The 22,345-nt window shown below is 64.5% G+C and carries 23 protein-coding genes and 1 tRNA gene; 15 read left to right on the top strand and 9 right to left on the bottom strand.

The features are described 5' to 3' along the window. Positions 1-131: 131 nt before the first annotated feature. Positions 132-1,076, bottom strand: coding sequence for an AEC family transporter (locus NXT3_RS00995; protein WP_097537657.1), 945 nt, complete (start codon positions 1,074-1,076; stop codon positions 132-134). A gap of 394 nt (positions 1,077-1,470) precedes the next feature. On the opposite strand from NXT3_RS00995, the gene NXT3_RS00985 reads away from it, so the two are divergent. From NXT3_RS00985 to NXT3_RS00975, 3 genes are all read left to right on the top strand, one after another. Beyond that, positions 1,471-1,746 (top strand): BON domain-containing protein, encoded by a 276-nt coding sequence (locus NXT3_RS00985; RefSeq protein ID WP_037422472.1) that lies wholly within the window; start codon positions 1,471-1,473, stop codon positions 1,744-1,746. Positions 1,747-1,774: 28 nt separating this feature from the next. Next, positions 1,775-2,218: an SRPBCC family protein gene (locus tag NXT3_RS00980; RefSeq protein WP_037422474.1), complete on the top strand. Its 444-nt coding sequence runs from the start codon at positions 1,775-1,777 to the stop codon at positions 2,216-2,218. Between the two features lie 70 nt (positions 2,219-2,288). Then, positions 2,289-3,005 carry an SOS response-associated peptidase gene (locus NXT3_RS00975; protein WP_104838661.1) on the top strand — a complete coding sequence of 239 codons (717 nt, stop codon included), beginning with the start codon at positions 2,289-2,291 and terminating at the stop codon, positions 3,003-3,005. Positions 3,006-3,042: 37 nt separating this feature from the next. Here the strand turns inward: NXT3_RS00975 and abc-f are convergent, their stop codons facing one another. Together abc-f and NXT3_RS00965 are read right to left on the bottom strand one after the other, a co-directional pair. Next, on the bottom strand, positions 3,043-4,665 hold the full coding sequence (abc-f, locus tag NXT3_RS00970; RefSeq protein WP_104838660.1) for a ribosomal protection-like ABC-F family protein: 1,623 nt from the start codon (positions 4,663-4,665) through the stop codon (positions 3,043-3,045). A 106-nt stretch (positions 4,666-4,771) separates the two neighbouring features. Next, positions 4,772-4,861, bottom strand: a tRNA-Ser gene (locus NXT3_RS00965). A gap of 279 nt (positions 4,862-5,140) precedes the next feature. Between NXT3_RS00965 and NXT3_RS00960 the strand changes: the two genes are divergently transcribed. The 3 genes from NXT3_RS00960 (at position 5,141) to NXT3_RS00950 (ending at position 7,357) form a co-directional block, all read left to right on the top strand. Then, positions 5,141-5,458 carry a hypothetical protein gene (locus NXT3_RS00960; protein WP_097525442.1) on the top strand — a complete coding sequence of 106 codons (318 nt, stop codon included), beginning with the start codon at positions 5,141-5,143 and terminating at the stop codon, positions 5,456-5,458. Positions 5,459-5,501: 43 nt separating this feature from the next. Next, positions 5,502-6,152 carry a peptide-methionine (S)-S-oxide reductase MsrA gene (gene msrA, locus NXT3_RS00955; RefSeq protein ID WP_104838659.1) on the top strand — a complete coding sequence of 217 codons (651 nt, stop codon included), beginning with the start codon at positions 5,502-5,504 and terminating at the stop codon, positions 6,150-6,152. A 212-nt stretch (positions 6,153-6,364) separates the two neighbouring features. Beyond that, entirely contained in the window at positions 6,365-7,357 is a 993-nt protein-coding gene (locus tag NXT3_RS00950) for a BMP family lipoprotein (protein WP_037422496.1), read from the top strand. Between the two features lie 60 nt (positions 7,358-7,417). Here the strand turns inward: NXT3_RS00950 and NXT3_RS00945 are convergent, their stop codons facing one another. Together NXT3_RS00945 and NXT3_RS00940 are read right to left on the bottom strand one after the other, a co-directional pair. Continuing rightward, entirely contained in the window at positions 7,418-7,627 is a 210-nt protein-coding gene (locus NXT3_RS00945) for a SlyX family protein (RefSeq protein ID WP_037422499.1), read from the bottom strand. 68 nt (positions 7,628-7,695) lie between these two features. Next, positions 7,696-8,439 (bottom strand): sulfate transporter family protein, encoded by a 744-nt coding sequence (locus tag NXT3_RS00940; protein WP_037422502.1) that lies wholly within the window; start codon positions 8,437-8,439, stop codon positions 7,696-7,698. Positions 8,440-8,635: 196 nt separating this feature from the next. Here NXT3_RS00940 and NXT3_RS00935 point away from each other — a divergent pair, with 196 nt between their 5' ends. From NXT3_RS00935 to NXT3_RS00925, 3 genes are read left to right on the top strand one after another with little or no spacing between them, the layout of a single operon-like run. Beyond that, on the top strand, positions 8,636-9,997 hold the full coding sequence (locus NXT3_RS00935) for an amidase (RefSeq protein ID WP_104838658.1): 1,362 nt from the start codon (positions 8,636-8,638) through the stop codon (positions 9,995-9,997). Beyond that, on the top strand, positions 9,994-10,905 hold the full coding sequence (locus NXT3_RS00930; protein ID WP_097537652.1) for an ROK family protein: 912 nt from the start codon (positions 9,994-9,996) through the stop codon (positions 10,903-10,905). Before NXT3_RS00935 ends, NXT3_RS00930 begins: the two co-directional genes overlap by 4 nt. Continuing rightward, a complete protein-coding gene (locus tag NXT3_RS00925; RefSeq protein ID WP_104838657.1) occupies positions 10,902-11,639 on the top strand; it encodes a copper homeostasis protein CutC in 738 nt (245 codons plus the stop codon). Before NXT3_RS00930 ends, NXT3_RS00925 begins: the two co-directional genes overlap by 4 nt. Positions 11,640-11,842: 203 nt before the next feature. Here the strand turns inward: NXT3_RS00925 and nagA are convergent, their stop codons facing one another. The 4 genes from nagA to NXT3_RS00905 form a co-directional block, all read right to left on the bottom strand. After that, positions 11,843-13,003, bottom strand: coding sequence for an N-acetylglucosamine-6-phosphate deacetylase (gene nagA, locus NXT3_RS00920; RefSeq protein ID WP_097525435.1), 1,161 nt, complete (start codon positions 13,001-13,003; stop codon positions 11,843-11,845). After that, positions 13,000-14,022 (bottom strand): SIS domain-containing protein, encoded by a 1,023-nt coding sequence (locus tag NXT3_RS00915; RefSeq protein ID WP_097525650.1) that lies wholly within the window; start codon positions 14,020-14,022, stop codon positions 13,000-13,002. The genes nagA and NXT3_RS00915 overlap by 4 nt, the downstream gene beginning before the upstream one ends. 69 nt (positions 14,023-14,091) lie before the next feature. After that, positions 14,092-14,856 (bottom strand): GntR family transcriptional regulator, encoded by a 765-nt coding sequence (locus NXT3_RS00910; RefSeq protein ID WP_104838656.1) that lies wholly within the window; start codon positions 14,854-14,856, stop codon positions 14,092-14,094. Then, positions 14,853-15,737 carry a glucosamine kinase nucleotide-binding domain-containing protein gene (locus tag NXT3_RS00905; protein ID WP_097537649.1) on the bottom strand — a complete coding sequence of 295 codons (885 nt, stop codon included), beginning with the start codon at positions 15,735-15,737 and terminating at the stop codon, positions 14,853-14,855. Before NXT3_RS00905 ends, NXT3_RS00910 begins: the two co-directional genes overlap by 4 nt. A gap of 198 nt (positions 15,738-15,935) precedes the next feature. Here NXT3_RS00905 and NXT3_RS00900 point away from each other — a divergent pair, with 198 nt between their 5' ends. The 6 genes from NXT3_RS00900 (at position 15,936) to NXT3_RS00875 (ending at position 22,275) form a co-directional block, all read left to right on the top strand. Beyond that, positions 15,936-16,832: an N-acetylmuramic acid 6-phosphate etherase gene (locus tag NXT3_RS00900; protein ID WP_104838655.1), complete on the top strand. Its 897-nt coding sequence runs from the start codon at positions 15,936-15,938 to the stop codon at positions 16,830-16,832. Positions 16,833-16,887: 55 nt separating this feature from the next. Then, positions 16,888-18,147 carry an ABC transporter substrate-binding protein gene (locus NXT3_RS00895; RefSeq protein ID WP_097537647.1) on the top strand — a complete coding sequence of 420 codons (1,260 nt, stop codon included), beginning with the start codon at positions 16,888-16,890 and terminating at the stop codon, positions 18,145-18,147. A 239-nt stretch (positions 18,148-18,386) separates the two neighbouring features. Beyond that, positions 18,387-19,334, top strand: coding sequence for a carbohydrate ABC transporter permease (locus tag NXT3_RS00890; RefSeq protein ID WP_097525432.1), 948 nt, complete (start codon positions 18,387-18,389; stop codon positions 19,332-19,334). A gap of 12 nt (positions 19,335-19,346) precedes the next feature. Continuing rightward, positions 19,347-20,186: a carbohydrate ABC transporter permease gene (locus NXT3_RS00885; protein ID WP_097537646.1), complete on the top strand. Its 840-nt coding sequence runs from the start codon at positions 19,347-19,349 to the stop codon at positions 20,184-20,186. After that, on the top strand, positions 20,183-21,247 hold the full coding sequence (locus NXT3_RS00880) for a Gfo/Idh/MocA family protein (RefSeq protein WP_104838654.1): 1,065 nt from the start codon (positions 20,183-20,185) through the stop codon (positions 21,245-21,247). Before NXT3_RS00885 ends, NXT3_RS00880 begins: the two co-directional genes overlap by 4 nt. A 17-nt stretch (positions 21,248-21,264) precedes the next feature. After that, positions 21,265-22,275: an ABC transporter ATP-binding protein gene (locus NXT3_RS00875; protein WP_037422535.1), complete on the top strand. Its 1,011-nt coding sequence runs from the start codon at positions 21,265-21,267 to the stop codon at positions 22,273-22,275. Positions 22,276-22,345: the final 70 nt, after the last annotated feature.

The raw sequence follows: 22,345 nt of genomic DNA, 5'->3' as shown, positions 1-22,345 counted from the left end.
CCGCGCCGGCTTGAACCCTCTCGCCGCATGCAGGAGTAGGCTCGTCCGGTGCGGCATACCCCTTCTCCCAGCCTGCGGGGAGAAGGTCGCGGCAGCGGGATGAGCGGCAAGCGCGAGCGCGAAAACCTACATTACATCAACAGATAGGCCCAGGCCGAAACGCTCACGACGCCAAGCGCCGTGGTCAGCGTGATGGTCGAGGAGGCGAGGCCGTGGCCGACATTGAAGTGGTTGGCGATCAGCCAGGCATTGACGCCGGTCGGCACGGAAGACGTCAGGACCAGGGCGGCGGTCCAACTGTCGCTCAGGCCCAGGAGATGGCAGGCGGCGAAGACGGCGCCCGGCAGCACGACGAGCTTCAGCGTGCTGGTGACGGCGGCGAGGCCGGTATTGCCGGCGAGCCCGTATTTGTCGAGCGCCATGCCGATCGAGACGAGTGCTGCTGGGGCGGCGACGCCTGCAAGCTGATCGACCACGATCTTGGCCGGACCGCCGAGCGGCTGGCCGAGAAGATGGAAGAGCGCTCCTAAGGCAAGCCCGATCACCAGAGGATTGCGGGCGAGATTGCGGCCCACCCCGGCTAAAAGCTTGAATAGGCTCTGCCGCGGCCGGCCGCTCACCTTCTGGTCGGCGCGGTCCATCATCACGGTCCCGGCGATCATCATCACCGGCAGATGCACCGAAAGCAGGATGGAAAGTGCGACGATCCCCTCCTCCCCCACCACCCGGGACACCAAGGGCAGGCCGATGAAGACCGTGTTGGCAAACGCCGAGGAGACGCCGGCCAGCACGCCCATGCGCTGGTCGCGGCCGAAGCCGAGCGTCGCGGCCAGATGGCCGATGGTCCAGGTGACGGCGACGCCGGAGAAATAGGCGACCCAGAGCGGCCAGGGCGACCCCTCCTTGAAATCCGCCTCGGCGATGGTGCGGAACAGAAGGACCGGCACGGCAACCCGGAAGACGAAGTCGCCCAGCGCCTCGCCAACGGCCGGCTTCAGATAGCCGAATTTCACGATCAGCCAGCCGGTGAGGATCAGCACGAAGATCGGGAGCACATTCAAAAAGACTTCGGACATGCGCGAGCCTTATCACGACAGTTCGGCTTGAACCGATTGATTGCGATCGGTTCCCGAGAGCGGGTCGGAGGGGAGCGCGCCCGGAGCCGCGCATTTGTGATTCATGCAGACAGACCGACGCATAGACCCGTTTTGACGGTGGAGGCAAGGCAGCGGCCTACTGCATGTCTCCTTAAATCGACCTCGATTTAAGGACAAAGCCATGCAGCAATTCAAAGTGCTACAGCGACCTTTGCGCGTCTGATAAGACGCGCGGCGCTGTAGTGCATGCTCCCTTCAACCGTACCGGATTAGGGCGCGCGACACCGTTAAGAAAAGGCCGCCGGCTGCGACCATTTACACCCGGAACATTCAGCCGTCACAAAGCGTTGCGCTTGGGGACGGGGTCAAAAGAATGTCGAGCGAGCATCCGATCTATTCGCACAAGGACGACGACCCGCATCTGACCGATGACGATCTGGCGCAGAAGGTCTTGCGCTTCCTCCGCTACGCGACTTTCATAGACACGAGCGACATGGACGTGATCGCCCTCGGCAATATGGTTGTCCTGTCCGGAACGGTGGCGCGCGAAGCGGACATTGCCTGCGCCGGCGAGGCGGCGGCCTCGGTGATCGGCGTCCAGAGCGTCGAGAACCGGCTGACGGCGCGACCCGGCGAAGCGGCGGGCTGAGCAGCACAAGGGGAGCGGAGGGCAGAGCATGAAGGACAGCATCGAAAAGCGCATCGAACTGGCGGCTCCGGTCGAGAGGGTGTGGCGTGCGCTCACCGATCACGAGGCCTTCGGCGAATGGTTTCGCGTCAAGCTCGACGGGCCCTTCGTGGTCGGTCAGGTCACCACCGGCGAAATCACCTATCCCGGCCACGAGGGCATCAAATGGACCTCGGTGACAGAGCGAATGGAGCCGTCGCAGCTCTTCGCCTTTCGCTGGCCGCATTCAGAGGATCCGAATGCCGACGTTTCGAATGCACCTTCGACGCGCGTCGAATTCCACCTCAAACCGACGACAAAGGGTACGCATCTGACGATCACCGAATCGGGCTTCGGCTCCCTGCCGCAGGAGCGGCGCGAGGAAGTGATCTGCAGCAACGAGAAGGGATGGGAAATCCAGGCCCAGAACATCAAGGCCTTCGTCGAACCCTGAACGGCGTGCGGCCATCGTCATTGACCTCGCAGACCGGCGCGATACCTTTGCTTTGAGAGAGGGCGAGGCGATGTGCGGGCGGGTCTATATCAAGAGCAATCTCGACGGTCTGTTGCGCGAATTCTCCTTTGCCGAGCGGGAAGCGGTCGAGGGGATGGCCAACCAGTTCCCGCGTTATAACGGCGCGCCGTCGCTTTACTATCCGATCATCGTCACCGAGGTGATACGCGACCCCGACGTGTTCGGCCCGAGCTTCGCGAGCGCCCGCTGGGGGCTGATCCCGCGCTTTGCGAAAACGCAGCCGGGCCGGCCGCCGCCGATCAATGCGCGCTCGGAAGGGATTTCGACCGTCGGCCTGTTCAAAGACGCCTATCGCCGGCGCCGCTGCCTGATCCCGGTCGACGGCTTCTTCGAGTGGAAGGACATTTACGGCACCGGCAAGAACAAGCAGCCCTACGCGATCGCCATGAAATCCGGCGAGCCCTTCGCGCTTGCCGGCCTCTGGGATACCTGGCGCGACCCGGAAACCGACGAGGACATCCGCACCTTCTGCGTCATCACCTGTCCGGCAAACGAGATGATCGCCGAGATCCACGACCGCATGCCGGTGATCCTGCACGGACAAGACTATGAACGCTGGCTTTCGCCGGAAGCGGATCCGGCGGAGCTGATGAGGCCGTTTCCGGCGGAGCTGATGACCATGTGGCCGATCGACCGCAAGGTCGGTTCGCCGAAATATGACGCGGCGGATATTCTGGATCCGGTCGAGCCGCCGCAACAGGAGTGAGCTGCCCTGCAGCGATCCCGTCGACGCCAGCAGAACCTCACCCGCGCAGGCCCGGCGCCTCCTGGCCGGTGCGCTCGACATATTCCCGATAGCCGCCGCCATATTTATGAATGCCGTCCGGCGTCAGTTCCAGGACGCGGTTGGACAGTGCCGACAGGAAGCGGCGGTCGTGCGAGACGAACAGCATGGTGCCCTCATAGGCCGAGAGCGCCTTGATCAGCATCTCCTTGGTATCGAGGTCGAGGTGGTTGGTCGGCTCGTCGAGGACGAGGAAGTTCGGCGGGTCGAACAGCATTGCCGCCATCACCAGCCGCGCCTTCTCGCCGCCGGAGAGCACCCGGCAGCGCTTCTCCACGTCGTCGCCGGAAAAGCCGAAACAGCCGGCCAGCGCCCGGAGCGGCGCCTGACCGGCCTTGGGAAAGCGTTCCTCCAGCCATTGGAGGATGGTGCTGTCGCCGTCGAGCACATCCATCGCATGCTGGGCGAAATAGCCGAGCTTGACACTGGCGCCGAGCGACACACTGCCCTGGTCTGGCTGGGCGAAGCCGGTGACGAGCTTCAGCAGCGTCGATTTTCCGGCGCCGTTGATGCCCATGATGCACCAGCGTTCGCGCCGGCGCACCATGAAGTCGAGTCCGCCATAGATCGTCCGGCTCCCATAGGCCTTGTGGACGTTCCTGAGATTGACGACGTCTTCGCCGGAACGCGGCGCCGGCAGGAAATCGAAGGCGACCGTCTGGCGACGCCGCGGCGGCTCGACGCGATCGATCTTCTCGAGCTTCTTCACCCGGCTCTGCACCTGCGCGGCATGCGAGGCGCGGGCCTTGAAGCGTTCGATGAACTTGATTTCCTTTGCGAGCATGGCCTGCTGGCGCTCGAACTGGGCCTGCTGCTGCTTCTCGTTCAGCGCCCGCTGCTCCTCGTAGAAGCCATAGTCGCCGGAATAGCTCGTCAAAGCGCCGCCGTCGATCTCGATGATCCTGGTGACGATCCGGTTCATGAACTCGCGGTCGTGCGAGGTCATCAGCAGGGCGCCGTCATAGCTTTTCAGAAAATCTTCCAGCCAGATCAGGCTTTCGAGATCGAGGTGGTTGCTCGGCTCGTCGAGCAGCATGACGTCCGGGCGCATCAAGAGGATGCGGGCGAGTGCCACGCGCATCTTCCAGCCGCCCGACAGCTTGGAAACGTCGCCGTCCATCATCTCCTGGCTGAAGCTCAAGCCGGCAAGGACCTCGCGGGCACGCCCCTCCAACGCATAGCCGTCGAGCTCCTCGTAGCGCGCCTGCACTTCCCCGTAGCGCTCGATGATCGCGTCCATTTCGTCCATCCGCTCCGGATCCGACATGGCCGCCTCGAGCGCGCGGAGTTCCGCCGCGACGGCGCTGACAGGCCCTGCCCCTTCCATCACCTCGGCAACCGCGGACCGCCCGGCCATCTCGCCGACATCCTGGTCGAAATAGCCGATCGTTACACCCTTCTCGACCGAGACCTGCCCCTCGTCGGGCTGTTCCTCGCCGGTAATCATCCGGAAAAGCGTCGTCTTCCCCGCCCCGTTCGGACCCACAAGGCCGATCCTTTCGCCGCGGTTCAAGGCGGCGGAGGCTTCGATATAAAGAATGCGGTGACTGTTGGACTTGCTGATATTCTCGATACGGATCATGTGGGGGACGGCTCGGTGGGGTTGCGGGCACCCCTATGCCACGGGTCGGTGCCGCTGTCACGCGAACATCCGGCGGGGCGGGCGCTGAGGATCACAAAGGAAAATATGGCGGACAGAGAGGGATTCGAACCCTCGATACGCTTTCACGTATACACGCGTTCCAGGCGTGCGCCTTCAACCACTCGGCCACCTGTCCATCCGTCTGCAGCCGTTGGTCACTCCGGCTGGATGGGGGAGTGAACTCCACCGTGCCGCCGGCAAAACCGGCGGACGGGCGCGATATATACTGATGATTGGCGGCGGATCAACTGGTTTCTGACAGATTGTTGACATTGCGTGAGATGTTGTGGCGCGCTCCGCCATTGCGCTCGTCCGGCGGCGAGCCTATCTCTTTCCATAAGACACGCCGAGCGGGAATGGGGCGGCTGGAAACGATCGACAGGCTTTAAGGGGCGAACCCGGCCAAGGAGGGTGAATGCGGCTCTTGCTGCGCTTTGCAAGCTTCGTCGCGCTGATGGCCGCGGTGCTTGCGGGCACCATCGATTCGATCCAGTCGGTGGCCGCCTCCGAGCCAGTGCTGACGCCGCTTGCGGAAGGGATCGGGCTGCTCGGGCCGGATGCGCTCAACTGGGTGCAATCGCTGCAGCGGACCGATGCGGGGCCGGCCATCTGGCTGACCGCCCTGCACTGGATCTTCATGCAGCCGGCCTTCGCCGTCATGGTCGTCGTCGCGCTGGTCCTGTGGATGGCGGGATACAAGAAGAAGCCGGCCGCCGGGCGCTTTGCGGCCTGAATCCGCGCCGCTCAACGCTTTCGGTCATCGGAAGGAGCCGCAGATGTTTCTGATCGACATGTTCAACAAGAAGAACATCCTGCCCGACGCCGAGACCGCGCTTGCCGGCCGCGCCGAGGAAATTCCGACGGCTGCGACGCACTTCGTCTCCGGCCGGTCGCTGAAGGGCCCCTACCCGGAGGGCATGAAGAAGGTGCTTTTCGGCATGGGTTGCTTCTGGGGCGCCGAGCGGCTCTTCTGGCAGATCCACGGAGTCCACGTGACGGCCGTCGGCTATTCCGGCGGACTGACGCCGAACCCCACCTATCAGGAGACGACGACGGGGCTGACCGGCCATGCCGAAGTCGTGCTGGTCGTCTACGATCCGCAAAAACTGTCGCTCCGCCGCCTGCTCAAGACCTTTTTCGAGGAGCACGACCCGACACAGGGGATGCGGCAGGGCAACGACATCGGCACCACCTACCGCTCGGCCATCTATGTCTTCGACGAGGAGCAGCTTGCCGAAGCGAATGCAGCGCGCAATACATTCAAGCGGGCGCTCAGGGCCTTCAATAACGACCGCGAGATCACCACGGAAATCGCAATTGCCGGCCCGTTCTATTTCGCCGAGGGCTACCACCAGCAATATCTCGCCAAGAATCCGGACGGCTATTGCGGCCTGCGCGGCACCGGCGTCAGCTGTCCGATCGGCTGAAGCGAAGTCCGTCCGCTTGCGCCAGCCGCCAGCGCTCCAAAGCGGGCCGGCGGCTTTTTACCATCTGAAAAATTTTGGATGTTTTTTTGAAGAAGCCGTGCAAGGATGCGGCCACCCAAGCCTTAAACAGAAGAGGGGCGGGCTCCGCAGGCAAGGCTCACGCCGCCCGCGGAAAACCCGAAAAGATCCAATTGCGACAACAGGGCTGCAAGATGAAAAAAACCATTCTCGGTCTCTTTGCTTTCTCGATGATGTCTGCGACGGCACTGGCCGCCGACGTCAAGCCGGCGCTCATCTACGATCTCGGCGGCAAGTTCGACAAATCCTTCAACGAAGCGGCCTTCAACGGCGCAGAAAAGTTCAAGGCCGAATCGGGCATCGAATACCGCGAATTCGAGATCGCCAATGATGCCCAGCGCGAACAGGCGCTGCGCCGCTTCGCCAGCGACGGCAATAGCCCGATCGTCATGGCCGGCTTCAACTGGGCCGCATCGCTCGAAAAGATCGCTGCGGAATATCCGGATACGAAGTTCGCCATCATCGACATGGTGGTCGAGAAGCCGAACGTCAAATCGATCGTCTTCAAGGAACAGGAAGGCTCCTATCTCGTCGGCGTGCTCGCCGGGCTCGCCTCCAAGTCGAAGACTGTCGGATTCGTCGGCGGCATGGATATCCCGCTGATCCACAAATTCGCCTGCGGCTATGTCGGCGGCGCCAAGTCTGTCGGCGGAGACGTCAAGGTGCTCGAAGCCTATACGGGCACGACGCCGGACGCCTGGAACGATCCGGTCAAGGGCGGTGAAATCGCCAAGTCGCAGATCGACCAGGGCGCGGACGTCGTCTATCACGCCGCCGGCGGCACCGGCGTCGGCGTGCTTCAGGCGGCGGCGGATGCGGGCAAGCTCGGCATCGGCGTCGACTCCAACCAGAACATGCTGCAGCCGGGCAAGGTGCTGACCTCGATGCTGAAGCGAGTCGACGTCGCCGTCTATGACGCCTTCACGGCGGCTAAGGACGACAAGTTCGAGTTCGGCATCTCCAATCTCGGCCTCAAGGAGGACGGCGTCGGCTACGCGCTCGACGAGCACAACAAGCCGCTGATCACGCCGGAAATGCTCGATGCGGTGGAAAAGGTGAAGGCCGATATCATCTCCGGCAAGGTACAGGTGCACGACTACATGACGGACGAGACCTGCCCGTACTGATCGGCAAGACATTCGCAAGGCCGCCGGTTCGCAAGAGCCGGCGGCTTTTTGCTGCCCGTCTCAATAGTGCGGCGGCCGTGTCACCGGGATCGCCTCGCGCGCCTGTTCCTCGAGGGTCAGGAAACGCTCAGTCAGCCGGTCGAGCTTGGCACGCATCTGCTCGGCCACCTTCCATTGCTCGGCAAGCTGGTCGGAAAGCTCCTCGATGGTTTTTGCCTGATGCGCCACCGTTTCTTCCAAATGAACGATCCGGCTCTCCATGTCGCTCATGCGCTTCTCCATCTCTTTATTATCGACGGGCAAATTGACCAACCTGGCTGCGCGGTCAAGCATGGCAGTCAGCCCCGTGCCCCGGCTGCGACGGCGTTCACCGCGGAAAAGCCGGGATCGCGTGCCGACAGCCTCTTGTGCAGGTGCACCATCATGCCCGCGGCAAACAGCGGCGTCAGCAGGTTGATGAACGGCACGGCCAGGAAGGCCGCGATCACGAGGCCGGCAAGGAACACCGTCGCCCGGTGCTTGGCGCGGAAGAGCCGCGCCTCGGCCGGCGAGCGGTGGCGCATGGCGGCAAATTCGAAGAATTCGCGGCCGAGCAGATAGCCGTTAACCAGGAAGAAGGCGATGAGATTGATGCCCGGCACCAGCAGCAGGAAGAGCGCGACGATGTTGCCGAGAATGACGACTCCGAGGAACTTCACCGAGCTTATCATCGCCTCGGCAAGCGGCAGCGGGGTGCCCGGCGGCTCGGCCGGATAATCGCGCTTCTCGACCACCTCGGCGACATCGTCGAGAAAGAAGCCGGCGATCAGCGCTGTCACCGGAGCAAGCAGCAGCGCCAAGGCGAGAGCGAGGCCGAGGCTGGCGAAAATGCCGACGACGAACGTGATCCAGCCCGCCCATTCGGGCGTGCCGGGCATCAGCACGTCGATCCAGGGCAGCGCCAGCCAGACGAACAGCTCGCGCATAGCAAACCAGAGGGCGACGAGCGCCAGCAGCGTGAGCGCGATGACCTTCCAGAAAACCGCGCGCGTCTCGGCGGCAAAGAGATTGGCGGAGGCGAGCCGCGCCGAGTCGACGATCATGATCGATCTCCATAAAGGACAAGTGGGTTCGATGTAGGCAGCCGCGTCGCCCGCGGCAAGGCACTTGCGCCGCACTCCTTCGCGGTGCACTACGATTCAATAGGCCGGCGCTGGCAAACACCATGGACGGCGATATTCTAAAGCGGAAGCAAGTCAGGTCCGTTGCGGCGGACTGTGAATCGACCAGGGGGAAGCCATGACCCAGCACAAGACGCTCGCCAGCCTCGCTGTTCTCGTACAGTCGGGACAATTGGATTCCCTCGCGCTCACAGAGGATACGCTGACGCGGATCGAAGGACATGCGGACCAGTCGATCTTCGTCGGGCTGACGCGAGACCGCGCGGCGCGCGAGGCGAACGCGGCCTCCGAGCGGATCAAGGCCGGCCGTTCCCGCGGCCTCTTGGACGGCTTGCCGGTCGCCTGGAAGGATCTCTTCGATGTTGCCGGCAGCATCACGGCCGCAGGCTCGGTCGTGCTCAAGGACAATGCGCCGGCTTCTTCAGACGCGGCGGTCGTCGCCGCGGTCGGCAGCGCCGGCATGGTGAGCGTCGGCCGCACCAATATGAGCGAGTTCGCCTTTTCAGGGCTCGGCATCAATCCGCATTACGGCACGCCCCGCAATCCAGCCTCGACGGACGTGCGCCGCATTCCCGGGGGCTCGTCGTCCGGCGCGGCCGCGGCGGTCGCCGCCGGGCTCGTGCCGCTGGCGATCGGCACCGACACCGGCGGTTCGGTGCGTATTCCGGCGGCAATGACCGGCATTGTCGGCTACAAGGCGACGCGCGGACGCTATGTGATGAAGGGCGTCTTTCCGCTCGCCCAGAGTCTCGATTCGCTGGGACCCCTCTGCCACAGCGTGCAGGACGCCGTCTGGGCGGATGCGGCCATGCACGGCATGACGGCGCCGGTTATCCGCCGCGCCGAGCTTGCCGATCTTTCGCTCGTCATCCCGGAGACGATCGTCTTCGACGAGGCGGAGGCCGAGGTGGTCGCTGCCTTCGAGGCGGCGATCAAGAGACTCGAGGCAGCCGGCGTCCGGGTGCGGCGCCAGGCCTTCCCGAGCTTTGCCGCGATCTTCGAGCTGACTGCCCGCCACGGCGCCCTGGTGAACGCCGAAGCCTACGCGCTGCACCGCGAGCGGCTTGCCGGGCCGGATGCCGCCCGCATGGACCCGCGCGTCGTCGTCCGTACGCGCCTCGGTGAAAAAATCGCCGTCAGCGACTATATCGCCCTCCTCAACGCCCGCGACCGGTTGATCCACGCGACCCTCGAGAGCCTTAAGCCCGGCGAACTGATCGCCCATCCGACGCTGCCGCATGTGGCACCGCCGATCGACCCGCTGCTTGCCGACGACGATCTGTTCTTCAAGGTGAACGCGAAGACGCTGCGCAACACGTCGATCGGCAATTTCCTCGACTTCTGTGGCATCTCCATTCCCTGCGGCACCGGCGCCGCCGGCATGCCGGTCGGCTTCCTCATCTCTGCACCGCACCACCAGGACGACCGGCTGCTTGCCGCCGCGCTGGCGCTCGAGGCGCTGATCCGGAGCGAGGCATGATCGTCTCTTTCGATATCGGCGGGTCTGCGATCAAGGGCGCGATCACCCACTCGTCGGAGCGCATCTTCCCGCTGCCCCGCCGAACGACGCCGCTCAACGATTTCCGCCGCTTCGTCGAAACGATGGAATCGGTGCTCGACGAGGCGGGCGGCCTTCCCGATCGGGTCGCGATCTCGATCACCGGCGTCATCGACCCTGAAACGCGGCGGATCAAATGCGCCAACATACCCTGCATCGACGGCCGCGAACTGGCGGCCGAGCTCGAGGCAGCGCTGCATCTGCCTGTGGTGATCGCCAATGACGCCGACTGCTTCGCGCTCGCGGAAGCGGGGATCGGCGCCGGCCGTGGCCACCGCATCGTCTTCGGCGCGATCCTCGGCACCGGCGTCGGCGGCGGCCTGGTGGTCGACGGCAGGCTGATCAATGCCGATGGCGGCTTTGCCGGTGAATGGGGCCATGGACCGGTCGCCGCGACCCATGCGGGGCACCCGCCCATGGCCATTCCCACCTTCGACTGCGGCTGCGGCCAACGCGGCTGCGTCGACACGATCGGGGGCGCGCGCGGGCTCGAGCGCCTGCACGCGACGATCCATGGCAGGACGCTTTCCAGCCACGAAATCATTGGCGCCTGGCAGAGCGGAGAGGCCGAGGCGGCGCGGACGATCACCATTTTCGTCGACCTCGTCAGTTCGCCTCTGGCGCTCGTTGTCAACATCACCGGCGCGACGGTCGTGCCCGTCGGCGGCGGCCTCTCCAATTCCGAGGCGCTTCTTGCCGAGATCGACCAGGCGGTACGTCAACGCATCCTCCGTCGCTTCGACCGGCCGCTGGTGGTGCGCGGCGAATGCCGGGTGGAGCCGGGCCTGATCGGCGCCGCGCTGCTCGGCTTCGGAGGGCTGGGCCGATGAGCGGCATCCTGCTCGAGGTTTGCGTCGACGATGCCAGGGGCTTGGCGGCAGCGGTCGAGGGCGGCGCCGACCGCATCGAACTCTGCTCGGCACTCGCCGTGGGCGGGCTGACCCCGAGCGCCGGACTGATGGCGCTCGCGGCCCGCACACCGTTGCCGGCCTACGCGATGATCCGGCCGCGTCCCGGCGACTTCGTCTTCGACGCCGCCGAACTCGACATCATGCGGCGCGACGTCGATGCGGCGCGCAATGCGGGCCTCGCCGGCGTCGTGCTCGGTGCATCGCTGCCGGGCGGGCGGCTCGACGTGCCAACACTCGCCGACCTGACGCGCCATGCCTCCGGTCTCGGGCTGACGCTGCACCGGGCCTTCGATCTGGTGCCGGATTTCGCCGAGGCGATCTCGATCGCCGTCGCGCTCGGCTTCGAGCGCATCCTGACCTCGGGTGGCGCCAGGACCGCGCCGGAGGCGGTCGACACGCTGGCAGAGCTCGTGGACCTGTCAGACGGCCGGCTCTCGATCATGCCAGGATCCGGCGTCACCATCGATACGATCGATCGGCTCCTGCCGAGGCTTGGCGTCGCCGAGGTTCACTCGTCCTGCTCTATTCGTGAGCCAGCTACTGACAAGGGGTTAGTGGAGCTGGGCTTCGCGCCGCCGGAACGTCGCCACACGGATGCGACGACAGTCAGCGCGATGAAGGCGCGGCTGGACGCCATCCTGGCGAGACGCTGAAACGCATTGAATGTAAGGGTCAAGAGAGGCCGTTCTCTAGCGTCCGCCCCTCATCCGCCTGCCGGCACCTTCTCCCCGTTCTAACGGGGAGAAGGGACATGCCGCGCCTCCGGTCCCCTCTCCCCGCGCGGGGAGAGGGCTAGGGTGAGGGGCACTCTGCCACTGGTGGATTGACGCAACCCGCTGCATCCCGACGACACGCGTTAAGCAGTAAAGACTACCTCTCCCCCAATCCAGGTCGACTTCATGCCGAGCTCCGGCGTCAGCAGCACGAAGTCGGCGTCGGTGCCGGGCAGGAGACGGCCCTTGTGTGAGGCGATGCCCATGACGTCGGCAGGGTAGGCAGAGGCCATGCGGATCGCTTCCTCGATCGGCAGGCCGAGCTTTTCGTGCACGAAGCGGACGGAGGAGAGCATGTCGATATCGGCGCCGGCAAGGGTGCCGTCGGCGAGCGTCAGGCGCCCATCCTTGCGCAGGATCTCGCGGCCGTTCAATTGGAAGCTCGTCATGGCGGTGCCGATCGGCGACATGGCGTCGGTCACCAGGAAGATCTGCCCCGGTCCCCGTTTGCCGCGCAGCGCGATGCCCATCGATGCCGGGTCGACATGGAAGCCGTCGGCGATCATCCCGGCATGCAGCGTGCCGGTCGCAAGCGCGGCGCCGACGACGCCGGGCTCGCGGTGGCCGAGACCGCTCATGGCGTTGAAGAGATGCGTGACGGTTCGGGCACCCGCCTTCGCATAGGCGCAGGCTGTATCGAAGCCGACATCGGTGTGGCCGAGGCTGACGACGATGCCGGCTCCGGCAAGGGCGCGCACCTGTTCCTTCGTGGTGTTCTCCGGGGCTACGGTGACCATCAATGAGCCGAGCGCGTTGACGCAGGCAAGCATCTCGGCGAGATCGGCATCCTCCATCGGGCGGATCAGCGCCGGATCGTGCGCGCCCTTGCGGGCAACAGAGAGATGCGGGCCCTCCAGATGCAGGCCGAGGAAGCCGGGCATCGCCGCGGCCCTGGCCGCGACGCCGGCCTCGATCGCCTTGGTGCGCATCTCGCGCGTGTCGGTGATCAGCGTCGGCAGCAGCGCCGTCGTGCCGAATTTCGCATGCGCCGCACAGATTTGCCGGATGCCGTCGAGGGTCGGCACTTCGTTGAGCAGCGCGCCGCCGCCGCCGTTCACCTGCAGGTCGATGAAGCCCGGCACCAGCAGCAGGCCGCGGGCGTCGATCGTCTCGGCATCGCCGGGAGCGGCGCCGCTCGCGACGATACCCTTGACGTGCCCGGCCTCGATGAGAAGCGCGCATCCGTCGTGCCAGTCGATGCCGTCGAAAATCCGCGCTCCGGTGATCTTCCTTTTGCCAGTCATCGTGTCTCTGTTACCTTCTTCAGGCTCGCCGGTGCATCCGGGTTCAAGCCGCGAGAGCGCGACCACGCTTCGACGAAGCCGTAGAACGGCAGGATCAGCGCCAGTGCGTCGGTGAGCGGGTGGCCGGTCTCGGCGAAGGGCAGGCGCTTTGCCTTTTTGGCCCGGGCCGAGGTGACATGCACCACCGCTCCCTTGGCGCTCATGCCGTCGGCGATCTCGGCGACCGAGCCCTCGGCGGCGTCGCGGGCGGCAAGCACCAGAACCGGGAAGCGGGCGCCGACGAGCGCCACCGGACCGTGCAGCACTTCCGCCGCGGAATAGGCTTCGGCATGCATGCCGGACGTCTCCTTGAACTTCAGCGCCGCTTCGCTGGCGATCGCCAATGCCGGGCCGCGGCCGAGCACATAGAGCGATTCGGCCTCGCCGAGATCGCCGGCAAAATCCTGCCAGTCGAGCTTCACCGCCTTGGCGAACTGGTTCGGCAGGTCGGCGACGGCGCGTTTCAGGCCTGCATCCCCGCTCCATTCGCCGAGAACGGCGAGGCCCGCGACAATAGAGTTAACATAGGATTTGGTCGCTGCCACGGCGAGTTCGGGGCCGGCGAGAATATCGAGCGGATGGCTGCAGGCGTCGGCGATCGGCGAAGGCAGCGTGTTCGTCAGCGCGATCGAGACGGCACCGGCCTGCGTTGCGGCCTCGGCCATTGCGACGATATCCGGACTTTTGCCGGACTGCGAGATGGCGATCGCCGCCGCACCGCCGAGCTTCAGTTCGGCGCCGTAGATCGAGGCAAGCGAGGGCCCGAGCGAGGCAACCGGGCGTCCGGCCGTGAGCTCGATCGCATATTTCAGGAACAGGGCCGCGTGATCGGATGAGCCGCGGGCGATCGTCACCAGAAAGGCCGGATCCTTGGCGCGCAGTGCGGTACCGGCGGCGGCGACGGCGGCGGCCGAGCGGTCGAGCAATCGTGCGACGGCCTCAGGAATCTCGTCGATTTCTCGCCGCATGTTGGTCTGCATCATCAGGTCCTTTCCTGAATAGGTTCAGAGCGAAGAGCGAGCCGCTTACACTTTCGCCGATAAGTCGGCTCAGCTTTCAGGGATCGTCAGCTCCGCGACAAAGTCATAAGTGTCGCCCCGGTAGAGCGAGCGGGTGAATTCCACGACGCGTCCCGAAGCAAGATAGGAGACGCGCTCGATCGACAGACCGGCCGCCCCGAAGGCGACGCCGAGCATAGTCGCATCGGGGTTCTTGATGTTGCAGGCCGAGATGCGCTGCACCGCCCGCACCGGCCGGGCATGCGATTTTTCTAGCGCGGCGTACAGCGACGAGGTCACCGCCAGCGGATCGGGGACGAACTCGGCCGAAACGCAGGCGCGCTCGATGGCAAGCGGCATATCGTCGGCAAGGCGCAGCCGCCCGAGGCGGGCAACCAGCGCATCGGCGGGAAGGCCGAGCGTCATCATCTCGTCGGGTGACGGATGGAAAAGCCCCCGCTCCAGCCATTCCGCGCGGGTGTTGAGGCCACGCCGCGCCATGTCCTCGGTAAAGGAGGTGAGCCGCGACAGCGACTGCTCGACGCGGGAGACCGGCCGGACGACGAAGGTGCCGGAGCCGTGGCGACGCACGAGCAGCCCGTCGCGCACCAGGTCGTCGACGGCCTTGCGGACGGTTACGCGGCTGACATTGGCGTAGTCGGCAAGGTCGCGCTCGGCGGGCAGCGCATCGCCATGATTGAGCTTGCCCGACAGGATCGCCTCTTCCAGCGATTGCCGGAGCTTGAGGTAAAGCGGGCCGGCACCGCCCGACTGGAGGCTTTCGAGCGGCAGGATGGCGGCAAGCTGCTGGTTCATAGAACCGCCTCCGGCCCAGTTCCAAAGCGGGCGGCGGCAAGGGCAACAGCTCCGGTCAGCGCGTCGGCTTCCGCCTCGGCGAAGAGCGGCTGATGCCGTTCGGCCAGCCAGGGCCGGTAAAGCGGCGCCAATCCGCCGAGCAGGCAGATCGTCCGGCTGCCCCTGGAGACAACGGCGTCGAGCGCCTCGTCCACGGTCGTCGCGGCCGCCATCAACAGGCGTGTCGCCACGGGATCGCCGCGCCCGGCATGGTCGAAGACACGCGGGGCGAAGCGGCCGAACTCGCCGGGCTTCGCCAGCCGCGCAAAATCGACGACGTCGCGCGGATCGTTGTTGAATTCGGAGAGGACGGAATCGGTCACCGGTGAGGCTTCGTGGATCCGGTCATAGGCAAGCAGGCTCTCCTGCAGCAGGGCATGGCCGATGCGGGCACCACTGCCGTGATCGCCGATGGTAAAGCCCCAGCCGCCGATATAGCTGACCACTTCACCCTGGCGGGCGATATAGATCGTCCCGGTTCCGAGAATGGCGACGGCCCCGTCCTTGTCGCCGAGCGCGCCCTGAAGCGCGATCAGTCCATCCGATTCGATATCGGCCGCGGCGAAGGGCAAGCGCCGCTTCACATAGTGGACGGCATCGCCGACATTATGCCCCGCGACGCCGACAATCGCACGCGCCGAGATAATGCCGCCGGGGTCCAGGCGCGCATCCTCGAATGCCGCGCGGGCGGCATCGGCAATATTCTGCAGCGCCGTTTCCGGATCGCTCAGAATATTGGCGGCACCGGATTTGCCGCGGCCCAGGATACGACCGTCCGAACCGGCGACGGCCGCCCGGCAGCTCGTCCCGCCGCCATCGATTCCGATCAGATAGGATGTCATTGGCACCTCCGCCGTCTAACATACCAAAAAAATACCATTAACCAAGCGCGATTCCATGAGGTCGCCGCCATTTATGTTATATGTTTGATTTTATGGATATATTTTTGGCGAGGCGTTTTTTATTTAGGCAGACGTTAAATTTCTTCTAGACAATTGGTATTTTTTTGGCATTAATTTGGAAAAGAGGAGAACGACGCGATGCCGGCAATGAAGACCGAGGAGCGCCACGACGAAGCAAAAGGCCTGGACCTGATGGACCCGGCGCTTGCGCTGCGCGTGCTCGCCTCCGGTCAGCAGGCCGCAGCCAAGGCCGTCGATGCGGCGATCGAACCGATCGCATGCGCGGCGGCACTTGCCGCAAGCATCCTTTCCGCGGGCGGCAAGCTTGCCTATGCCGGCGCCGGCAGCTCGGGCCTGATGGCCATGGCAGACGCACTCGAACTGCCGGGCACCTATGGCATTTCGCAGCAGCAGATCGTCATTCTTCTGGCGGGCGGCGCCGCGAGCCTCGGCGATCTCGCCGGCGGCTACGAGGACGACACGGAACTCGCCCGCAACGATGTCCGCGAGGCGGGGATTGCAGCCGGCGACTGCCTGATCTCGGTTTCCGCCAGCGGCTCGACGCCCTATGCGCTCGCTGCCGCCGAAGAAGCGAGGAAGCGCGGCGCCAAGGTCATTGCGGTCGCCAACAATCCCGACGCGCCGCTTTTCGAACGCGCCGATTTCGCCATCCTGCTCAAGACGCCGCCAGAGGTCATCTCCGGCTCGACGCGCATGGGCGCCGGCACGGCGCAGAAGATCGCCTTCAACATGTTCTCGACGCTGATCGGCATCCATCTCGGCCACGTGCTCGACGGCCACATGGTCAATCTCAGGGCCGACAATATCAAGCTGCGCGGCCGTGCGATCCGGATCGTCTCCGACATCACCGGCGTTCCTGCCGGCGAAGCCGAAAGGCTGATCCGTGCCGCCTCCGGATCGGTCAAGCTGGCGATCCTGCTCGCTTTTGGCGCTGAGGATCTGCCGGCGGCCGAAGCAGCGCTTGCCAATGCCAATCAGAATTTGCGCCGGGCGATCGCCATCGTCTCGACCTGAAGAAAACTGGGATCCAAACCGCGCCGTGGCGGCGCCTATAAGAGGGAGAACCTGAATGACCCGCACGACAATCAAAGGCTTGCTGCTCGCATCGAGCATTCTCGGCTCGGCCGGGCTTGCGCATGCCCAGGATAAGACGCTGACGATCGAGAGCTGGCGCAATGACGACCTGGCGATCTGGCAGGAGAAGCTGATCCCGGCCTTCGAAGCCAAGAACCCGGGCATCAAGGTGGTCTTCTCGCCGTCGGCGCCGACAGAATACAACGCTGCTCTCAATGCCAAGCTCGATGCCGGATCGGCGGGCGACCTCATCACCTGCCGCCCGTTCGACGCATCGCTGGAGCTCTACAACAAGAAGCACCTCGCCGACCTCACCGGCCTGGCGGGCATGGAGAACTTCTCCGACGTCGCCAAGTCGGCCTGGACGACCGATGACGGCAAGGCGACCTTCTGCGTGCCAATGGCTTCGGTCATCCACGGCTTCATCTACAACAAGGATGCCTTTGAACAGCTCAAGCTCGCCGTGCCGACCACCGAAGAGGAGTTCTTTGCCGCCCTCGACAAGATCAAGGCGGACGGCAACTACATCCCGATGGCGATGGGCACCAAGGACCTTTGGGAAGCCGCAACCATGGGCTACCAGAACATCGGGCCGAACTACTGGAAGGGCGAGGAAGGCCGTCTGGCCTTGATCAAGGGCGAGCAGAAGCTGACCGACGAGGCCTGGGTCGAACCCTACCGCGTGCTCGCCAAGTGGAAGGACTATCTCGGCGACGGTTTCGAGGCCCAGACCTATCCTGACAGCCAGAACCTCTTCACGCTCGGCCGCGCCGCGATCTATCCGGCCGGTTCCTGGGAAATCTCCGGCTTCAACACCCAGGCGCAGTTCAAGATGGGCGCCTTTCCGCCGCCGGTGAAGAAAGCCGGCGATACCTGCTACATCTCCGACCACAACGACATCGGCATCGGCCTCAATGCCAAGAGCCCGAATGCGGATGCCGCCAAGACCTTCCTGACCTGGGTCGCCTCGCCGGAATTCGCGGAAATCTACGCCAATGCGCTTCCCGGCTTCTTCAGCCTGAACTCGACGGCGGTGAAGATGACCGATCCGCTGGCGCAGGAATTCGTCTCCTGGCGCGAGAAGTGCAAGCCGACGATCCGCTCGACCTATCAGATCCTGTCGCGCGGCACTCCGAACCTCGAAAACGAGACCTGGGTGGCATCGGCCAACGTCATCAACGGCACCAGCACGCCGGAAGACGCTGCCAAGAAGCTGCAGGAAGGTCTCGACAGCTGGTATAAGCCGGCCAAGTAAGATCGAAAAGGAGCGCGCGGCCCTGCCGGCCCGTGCGCTCCCTATGCCCCGCGCGAACCGCGCGGCAGACGACGCCGCAGTTTTGTTGATACCGGCGCCAGGCCGGGACGTGACCGACAGCCGGCTTGCCGGAGACCACAAGAGCTTTTGATGAAGCCCGTGGCGGTATGGAATGCGGCATTTCGAGCGAAATGGGGCTGCGCTCATGGAGCCAGCCATTGAGAACGGGCCAGAGGCCGATGAAACCACGCGAAACCCCAATGGAAGTCGGCGAGCTCAAGCGTCCGCGGCGCTGGCACATCCTCGTCTTTCTGCTGCCGGCGCTCATCGTCTACACGGCGGTGATGATCCTGCCGCTGATCGAGACGCTGCGGCAATCCTTCTATAACACCGTCGACGGCCAATATACCTTCGTCGGCCTGCGCAATTTCAAGGTGCTGTTCGGCGACCCGCGCTGGGCGGCGGATTTCTGGAACGCGCTCCGCAACAATTTCGTCTTCTTCCTGATCCACATGGCGGTGCAGAATCCGATCGGCATTGCGCTCGCCGCCATGCTGTCGATCCCGAAGCTGCGCTTCAGCGCCTTCTACCGCACGGCGATCTTCCTGCCGACGCTGCTCTCCTTCGTCATCGTCGGCTTCATCTGGAAGCTGATCCTTTCGCCGATCTGGGGCGTGGCGCCCTTTCTCATGGATCTCGTCGGCCTCAAATGGCTGTTCGCGCCCTGGCTCGGCCGGCCGGACTCGGCGCTCATCGCCGTGTCGCTGATCTCGGTCTGGCAATATGTCGGCATCCCGATGATGCTGATCTATGCGGCCCTCCTCAACATTCCCGACGAGGTGATCGAGGCGGCGGAGCTCGACGGCGTCACCGGCTGGAGCCAGTTTTGGAAGATCAAGCTGCCCTTGATCCTGCCGGCAATCGGTATCGTCTCGATCCTAACCTTTGTCGGCAACTTCAATGCCTTCGACCTGATCTACACGGTTCAGGGCGCGCTTGCAGGCCCGGACGGCTCGACGGACATCCTCGGCACGCTGCTCTACCGCACCTTCTTCGGCTTCCAGCTCCAGCTTGGCGACCGCTCGATGGGCGCGACGATCGCGGCGATCATGTTCCTGATCATCCTGGCCGGCGTCTCGCTCTACCTCTTCGTCATCCAGCGCCGCATGCGCCGCTATCAGTTCTGAGGGAGATCAACGATGTCGAAAGCACGTAGCTCCATAGCCCGGACCGGCGCCGTCCATGTAGCGCTGATCGCCTATACGCTGGTGGCGCTGTTCCCGGTGTTCCTGACGATCGCCAACTCGTTCAAGAGCCGAAATGCGATCTTCCGCGAACCGCTGGCGGTGCCGACACCGGAGACCTTCAGCCTGATCGGCTACGAGACGGTGCTGAAGCAGGGCGATTTCATCGGCTACTTCCAGAACAGCGTCGTCGTCACCGTCGTGTCGATCGCGCTGGTGCTGCTGTTCGGCGCCATGGCCGCCTTCGCGCTGTCCGAATACCGCTTCCGCGGCAATACGCTGATGGGCCTCTATCTGGCGCTCGGCATCATGATTCCGATCCGGCTCGGCACGGTGGCGATCCTGCAGGGCATGGTGGCGGCGAACCTTGTCAACACGCTGACGGCGCTGATTCTCGTCTATACGGCCCAGGGCCTGCCGCTCGCCGTCTTCATCCTGTCGGAATTCATGCGCACCGTCTCGGACGACCTGAAGAATGCCGGACGCATAGACGGGCTCTCCGAATATGCGATCTTCTTCCGGCTGGTGCTGCCGCTCATAAGGCCAGCCATGGCGACGGTCGCCGTCTTCACCATGATCCCGATCTGGAACGACCTGTGGTTCCCGCTGATCCTGGCACCGGCCGAAACCACCAAAACCGTCACGCTCGGTTCGCAGATCTTCATCGGCCAGTTCGTCACCAACTGGAACGCTGTCCTCTCGGCGCTGTCGCTGGCGATCTTCCCTGTCCTCGTCCTCTACGTCATCTTCTCGCGGCAGTTGATCCGCGGCATCACGGCAGGAGCGGTCAAATGAGTTCTTCCGCAAATCCGATCCGCGTGCTCGTCGCGGGCCTCGGTAATATGGGCCGCAGCCATGCGCTGGCGTATCACGAGAATCCCGGCTTCGAGATCGCCGGCCTGGTCAACCGCTCGAAGGTGGAATTGCCGGAAGCGCTTGCCGGTTACGAGATCCTGCCCTCGTTCAACGAGGCGCTGCTCGAACTCCGGCCGGAGCTCTGCTCGATCAACACCTATTCGGACAGCCACGCGGCCTATGCGGTCACCGCCATGGAGGCCGGCTGCCACGTCTTCGTGGAGAAGCCGCTGGCGACGACGGTCGCCGATGCGGAGCGGGTCGTCGCCTGCGCCCGGGCGAACGGCCGCAAGCTCATCGTCGGCTACATCCTGCGCCACCATCCCTCCTGGATGCGGCTGATCGCCGAGGCGCGCAAGCTCGGGCCTCCCTATGTTTTCCGCATGAACCTGAACCAGCAGTCGAGCGGGGCGACCTGGGCGACGCACAAGTCGCTGATGCAGACGACGGCGCCGATCGTCGATTGCGGCGTTCACTATGTCGACGTCATGTGCCAGATCACCGACGCGAAACCCGTCGAGGTACGCGGCATGGGCCTGCGGCTCTCCAATGAGATCGCCGCCGACATGTACAATTACGGCCACCTGCAGGTGATCTTCGAGGACGGTTCGGTCGGCTGGTACGAGGCCGGCTGGGGACCGATGATCTCGGAGACTGCTTTTTTCGTGAAGGACGTGATCTCGCCGAACGGGTCGGTGTCGATTGTCATGGATCAGGCCGCCAAGTCGGACGACATCGACGTCCACACCAAGACCGCGGTCATCCGCCTGCACAGTGCGGCGACCGGGCCGGACGGACGTTTTGTCAAGGCCGACGAGGACCTCGTTATGGAGGGCGAACCGGGCCATCAGGAGCTCTGCGACAGCGAGCAGGCCTTCGTGCTCAAGGCCATTCGCGAAAACATCAATCTCGACCGGCACATGGACGATGCGGTGCAATCGCTGAAGATCTGCCTGGCGGCGGACGAAAGCGTTCGCAGCGGCAGGCCGGTCAAGCTTTAATTTGAAGAGGGCGACACGTGGGATCACTGCAACTCCAATCCATCCGCAAGGCCTATGGCGGCCATGAGGTGCTGAAGGGCATCGACCTCGAGGTGAAGGACGGCGAATTCGTCATCTTCGTCGGCCCGTCGGGCTGCGGAAAGTCGACCCTGCTCCGCACCATCGCCGGTCTCGAGGACGCGACCTCCGGCAGCGTGCAGATCGACGGCGTCGAGGTCGGCCATGTGGCGCCGGCCAAACGCGGCATCGCCATGGTCTTCCAGTCCTACGCGCTTTACCCGCACCTGACGGTGAAGGACAATATGGGCCTGGGCTTAAAGCAGGCCGGCGTGCCGAAACCCGAGATCGAGGAGAAGGTCGGCAAGGCGGCCGGCATGCTGTCGCTAGAGCCCTATCTCGCCCGCCGTCCGGCGGAGCTTTCAGGCGGCCAGCGCCAGCGCGTCGCGATCGGCCGGGCCATCGTGCGCGAGCCGAAGCTGTTCCTCTTCGACGAGCCGCTGTCGAACCTCGATGCGGCGCTGCGCGTCAACACGCGCCTCGAAATCGCCCGGCTGCACCGCAGCCTTAAGGCGACGATGATCTATGTCACCCACGACCAGGTCGAGGCGATGACGCTCGCCGACAAGATAGTGGTGCTGAACGGCGGACGCATCGAGCAGGTCGGCTCGCCGATGGAGCTCTATAACCGGCCCGCCAATCTCTTCGTCGCCGGCTTCATCGGCTCGCCGCAGATGAACTTCATCGACGGCGAGCGGTTCGGCGACGGCGAGGCCAAGACCGTCGGCATTCGCCCCGAACATATCGGCCTGTCGCGCGAGAGCGGCAAATGGAAGGCGAAGGTGATCCATGTCGAGCATCTCGGCGCCGACACCATCGTCTATCTCGAATCCGACGAGGTTGGGCCGCTGACGGTGCGGCTCTTCGGCGAACACCGCTACGCGGCCGACGACATCGTCCATGCCACCCCGGTGATCGGCGGCATGCACCGCTTCGACAGCGAGGGGCGGGTGATCAATTCCGGGCAGTAGGCGCAATCCAAGTTACGCTCGAAAGCGGCTCGGGGTTCAAGAGGGAGGGGCATGCGATACCGCGCTCGCC

It is taken from the genome of Sinorhizobium fredii (genome assembly GCF_002944405.1).
Lineage (GTDB): Bacteria > Pseudomonadota > Alphaproteobacteria > Rhizobiales > Rhizobiaceae > Sinorhizobium > Sinorhizobium fredii_C.
Note: the sequence above shows the minus strand (reverse complement) of the source record. Positions and strands in the feature narration are given on the sequence as shown.

Excerpts from the sequence above, each read along its gene's own strand:
- NXT3_RS00985 (WP_037422472.1), top strand. The coding sequence starts at position 1,471 with ATGTCGAGCGAGCATCCGATCTATTCGCACAAGGACGACGACCCGCAT.
- NXT3_RS00910 (WP_104838656.1), bottom strand. The coding sequence starts at position 14,856 with ATGAACCAGCAGCTTGCCGCCATCCTGCCGCTCGAAAGCCTCCAGTCG.
- NXT3_RS00915 (WP_097525650.1), bottom strand. The coding sequence starts at position 14,022 with ATGCAGACCAACATGCGGCGAGAAATCGACGAGATTCCTGAGGCCGTC.
- NXT3_RS00935 (WP_104838658.1), top strand. The coding sequence starts at position 8,636 with ATGACCCAGCACAAGACGCTCGCCAGCCTCGCTGTTCTCGTACAGTCG.
- NXT3_RS00930 (WP_097537652.1), top strand. The coding sequence starts at position 9,994 with ATGATCGTCTCTTTCGATATCGGCGGGTCTGCGATCAAGGGCGCGATC.
- NXT3_RS00880 (WP_104838654.1), top strand. The coding sequence starts at position 20,183 with ATGAGTTCTTCCGCAAATCCGATCCGCGTGCTCGTCGCGGGCCTCGGT.
- abc-f (WP_104838660.1), bottom strand. The coding sequence starts at position 4,665 with ATGATCCGTATCGAGAATATCAGCAAGTCCAACAGTCACCGCATTCTT.
- NXT3_RS00885 (WP_097537646.1), top strand. The coding sequence starts at position 19,347 with ATGTCGAAAGCACGTAGCTCCATAGCCCGGACCGGCGCCGTCCATGTA.
- nagA (WP_097525435.1), bottom strand. The coding sequence starts at position 13,003 with ATGACTGGCAAAAGGAAGATCACCGGAGCGCGGATTTTCGACGGCATC.
- NXT3_RS00945 (WP_037422499.1), bottom strand. The coding sequence starts at position 7,627 with ATGAGCGACATGGAGAGCCGGATCGTTCATTTGGAAGAAACGGTGGCG.
- NXT3_RS00925 (WP_104838657.1), top strand. The coding sequence starts at position 10,902 with ATGAGCGGCATCCTGCTCGAGGTTTGCGTCGACGATGCCAGGGGCTTG.
- msrA (WP_104838659.1), top strand. The coding sequence starts at position 5,502 with ATGTTTCTGATCGACATGTTCAACAAGAAGAACATCCTGCCCGACGCC.
- NXT3_RS00960 (WP_097525442.1), top strand. The coding sequence starts at position 5,141 with ATGCGGCTCTTGCTGCGCTTTGCAAGCTTCGTCGCGCTGATGGCCGCG.
- NXT3_RS00890 (WP_097525432.1), top strand. The coding sequence starts at position 18,387 with ATGAAACCACGCGAAACCCCAATGGAAGTCGGCGAGCTCAAGCGTCCG.
- NXT3_RS00950 (WP_037422496.1), top strand. The coding sequence starts at position 6,365 with ATGAAAAAAACCATTCTCGGTCTCTTTGCTTTCTCGATGATGTCTGCG.
- NXT3_RS00905 (WP_097537649.1), bottom strand. The coding sequence starts at position 15,737 with ATGACATCCTATCTGATCGGAATCGATGGCGGCGGGACGAGCTGCCGG.
- NXT3_RS00895 (WP_097537647.1), top strand. The coding sequence starts at position 16,888 with ATGACCCGCACGACAATCAAAGGCTTGCTGCTCGCATCGAGCATTCTC.
- NXT3_RS00975 (WP_104838661.1), top strand. The coding sequence starts at position 2,289 with ATGTGCGGGCGGGTCTATATCAAGAGCAATCTCGACGGTCTGTTGCGC.
- NXT3_RS00940 (WP_037422502.1), bottom strand. The coding sequence starts at position 8,439 with ATGATCGTCGACTCGGCGCGGCTCGCCTCCGCCAATCTCTTTGCCGCC.
- NXT3_RS00995 (WP_097537657.1), bottom strand. The coding sequence starts at position 1,076 with ATGTCCGAAGTCTTTTTGAATGTGCTCCCGATCTTCGTGCTGATCCTC.
- NXT3_RS00900 (WP_104838655.1), top strand. The coding sequence starts at position 15,936 with ATGCCGGCAATGAAGACCGAGGAGCGCCACGACGAAGCAAAAGGCCTG.
- NXT3_RS00980 (WP_037422474.1), top strand. The coding sequence starts at position 1,775 with ATGAAGGACAGCATCGAAAAGCGCATCGAACTGGCGGCTCCGGTCGAG.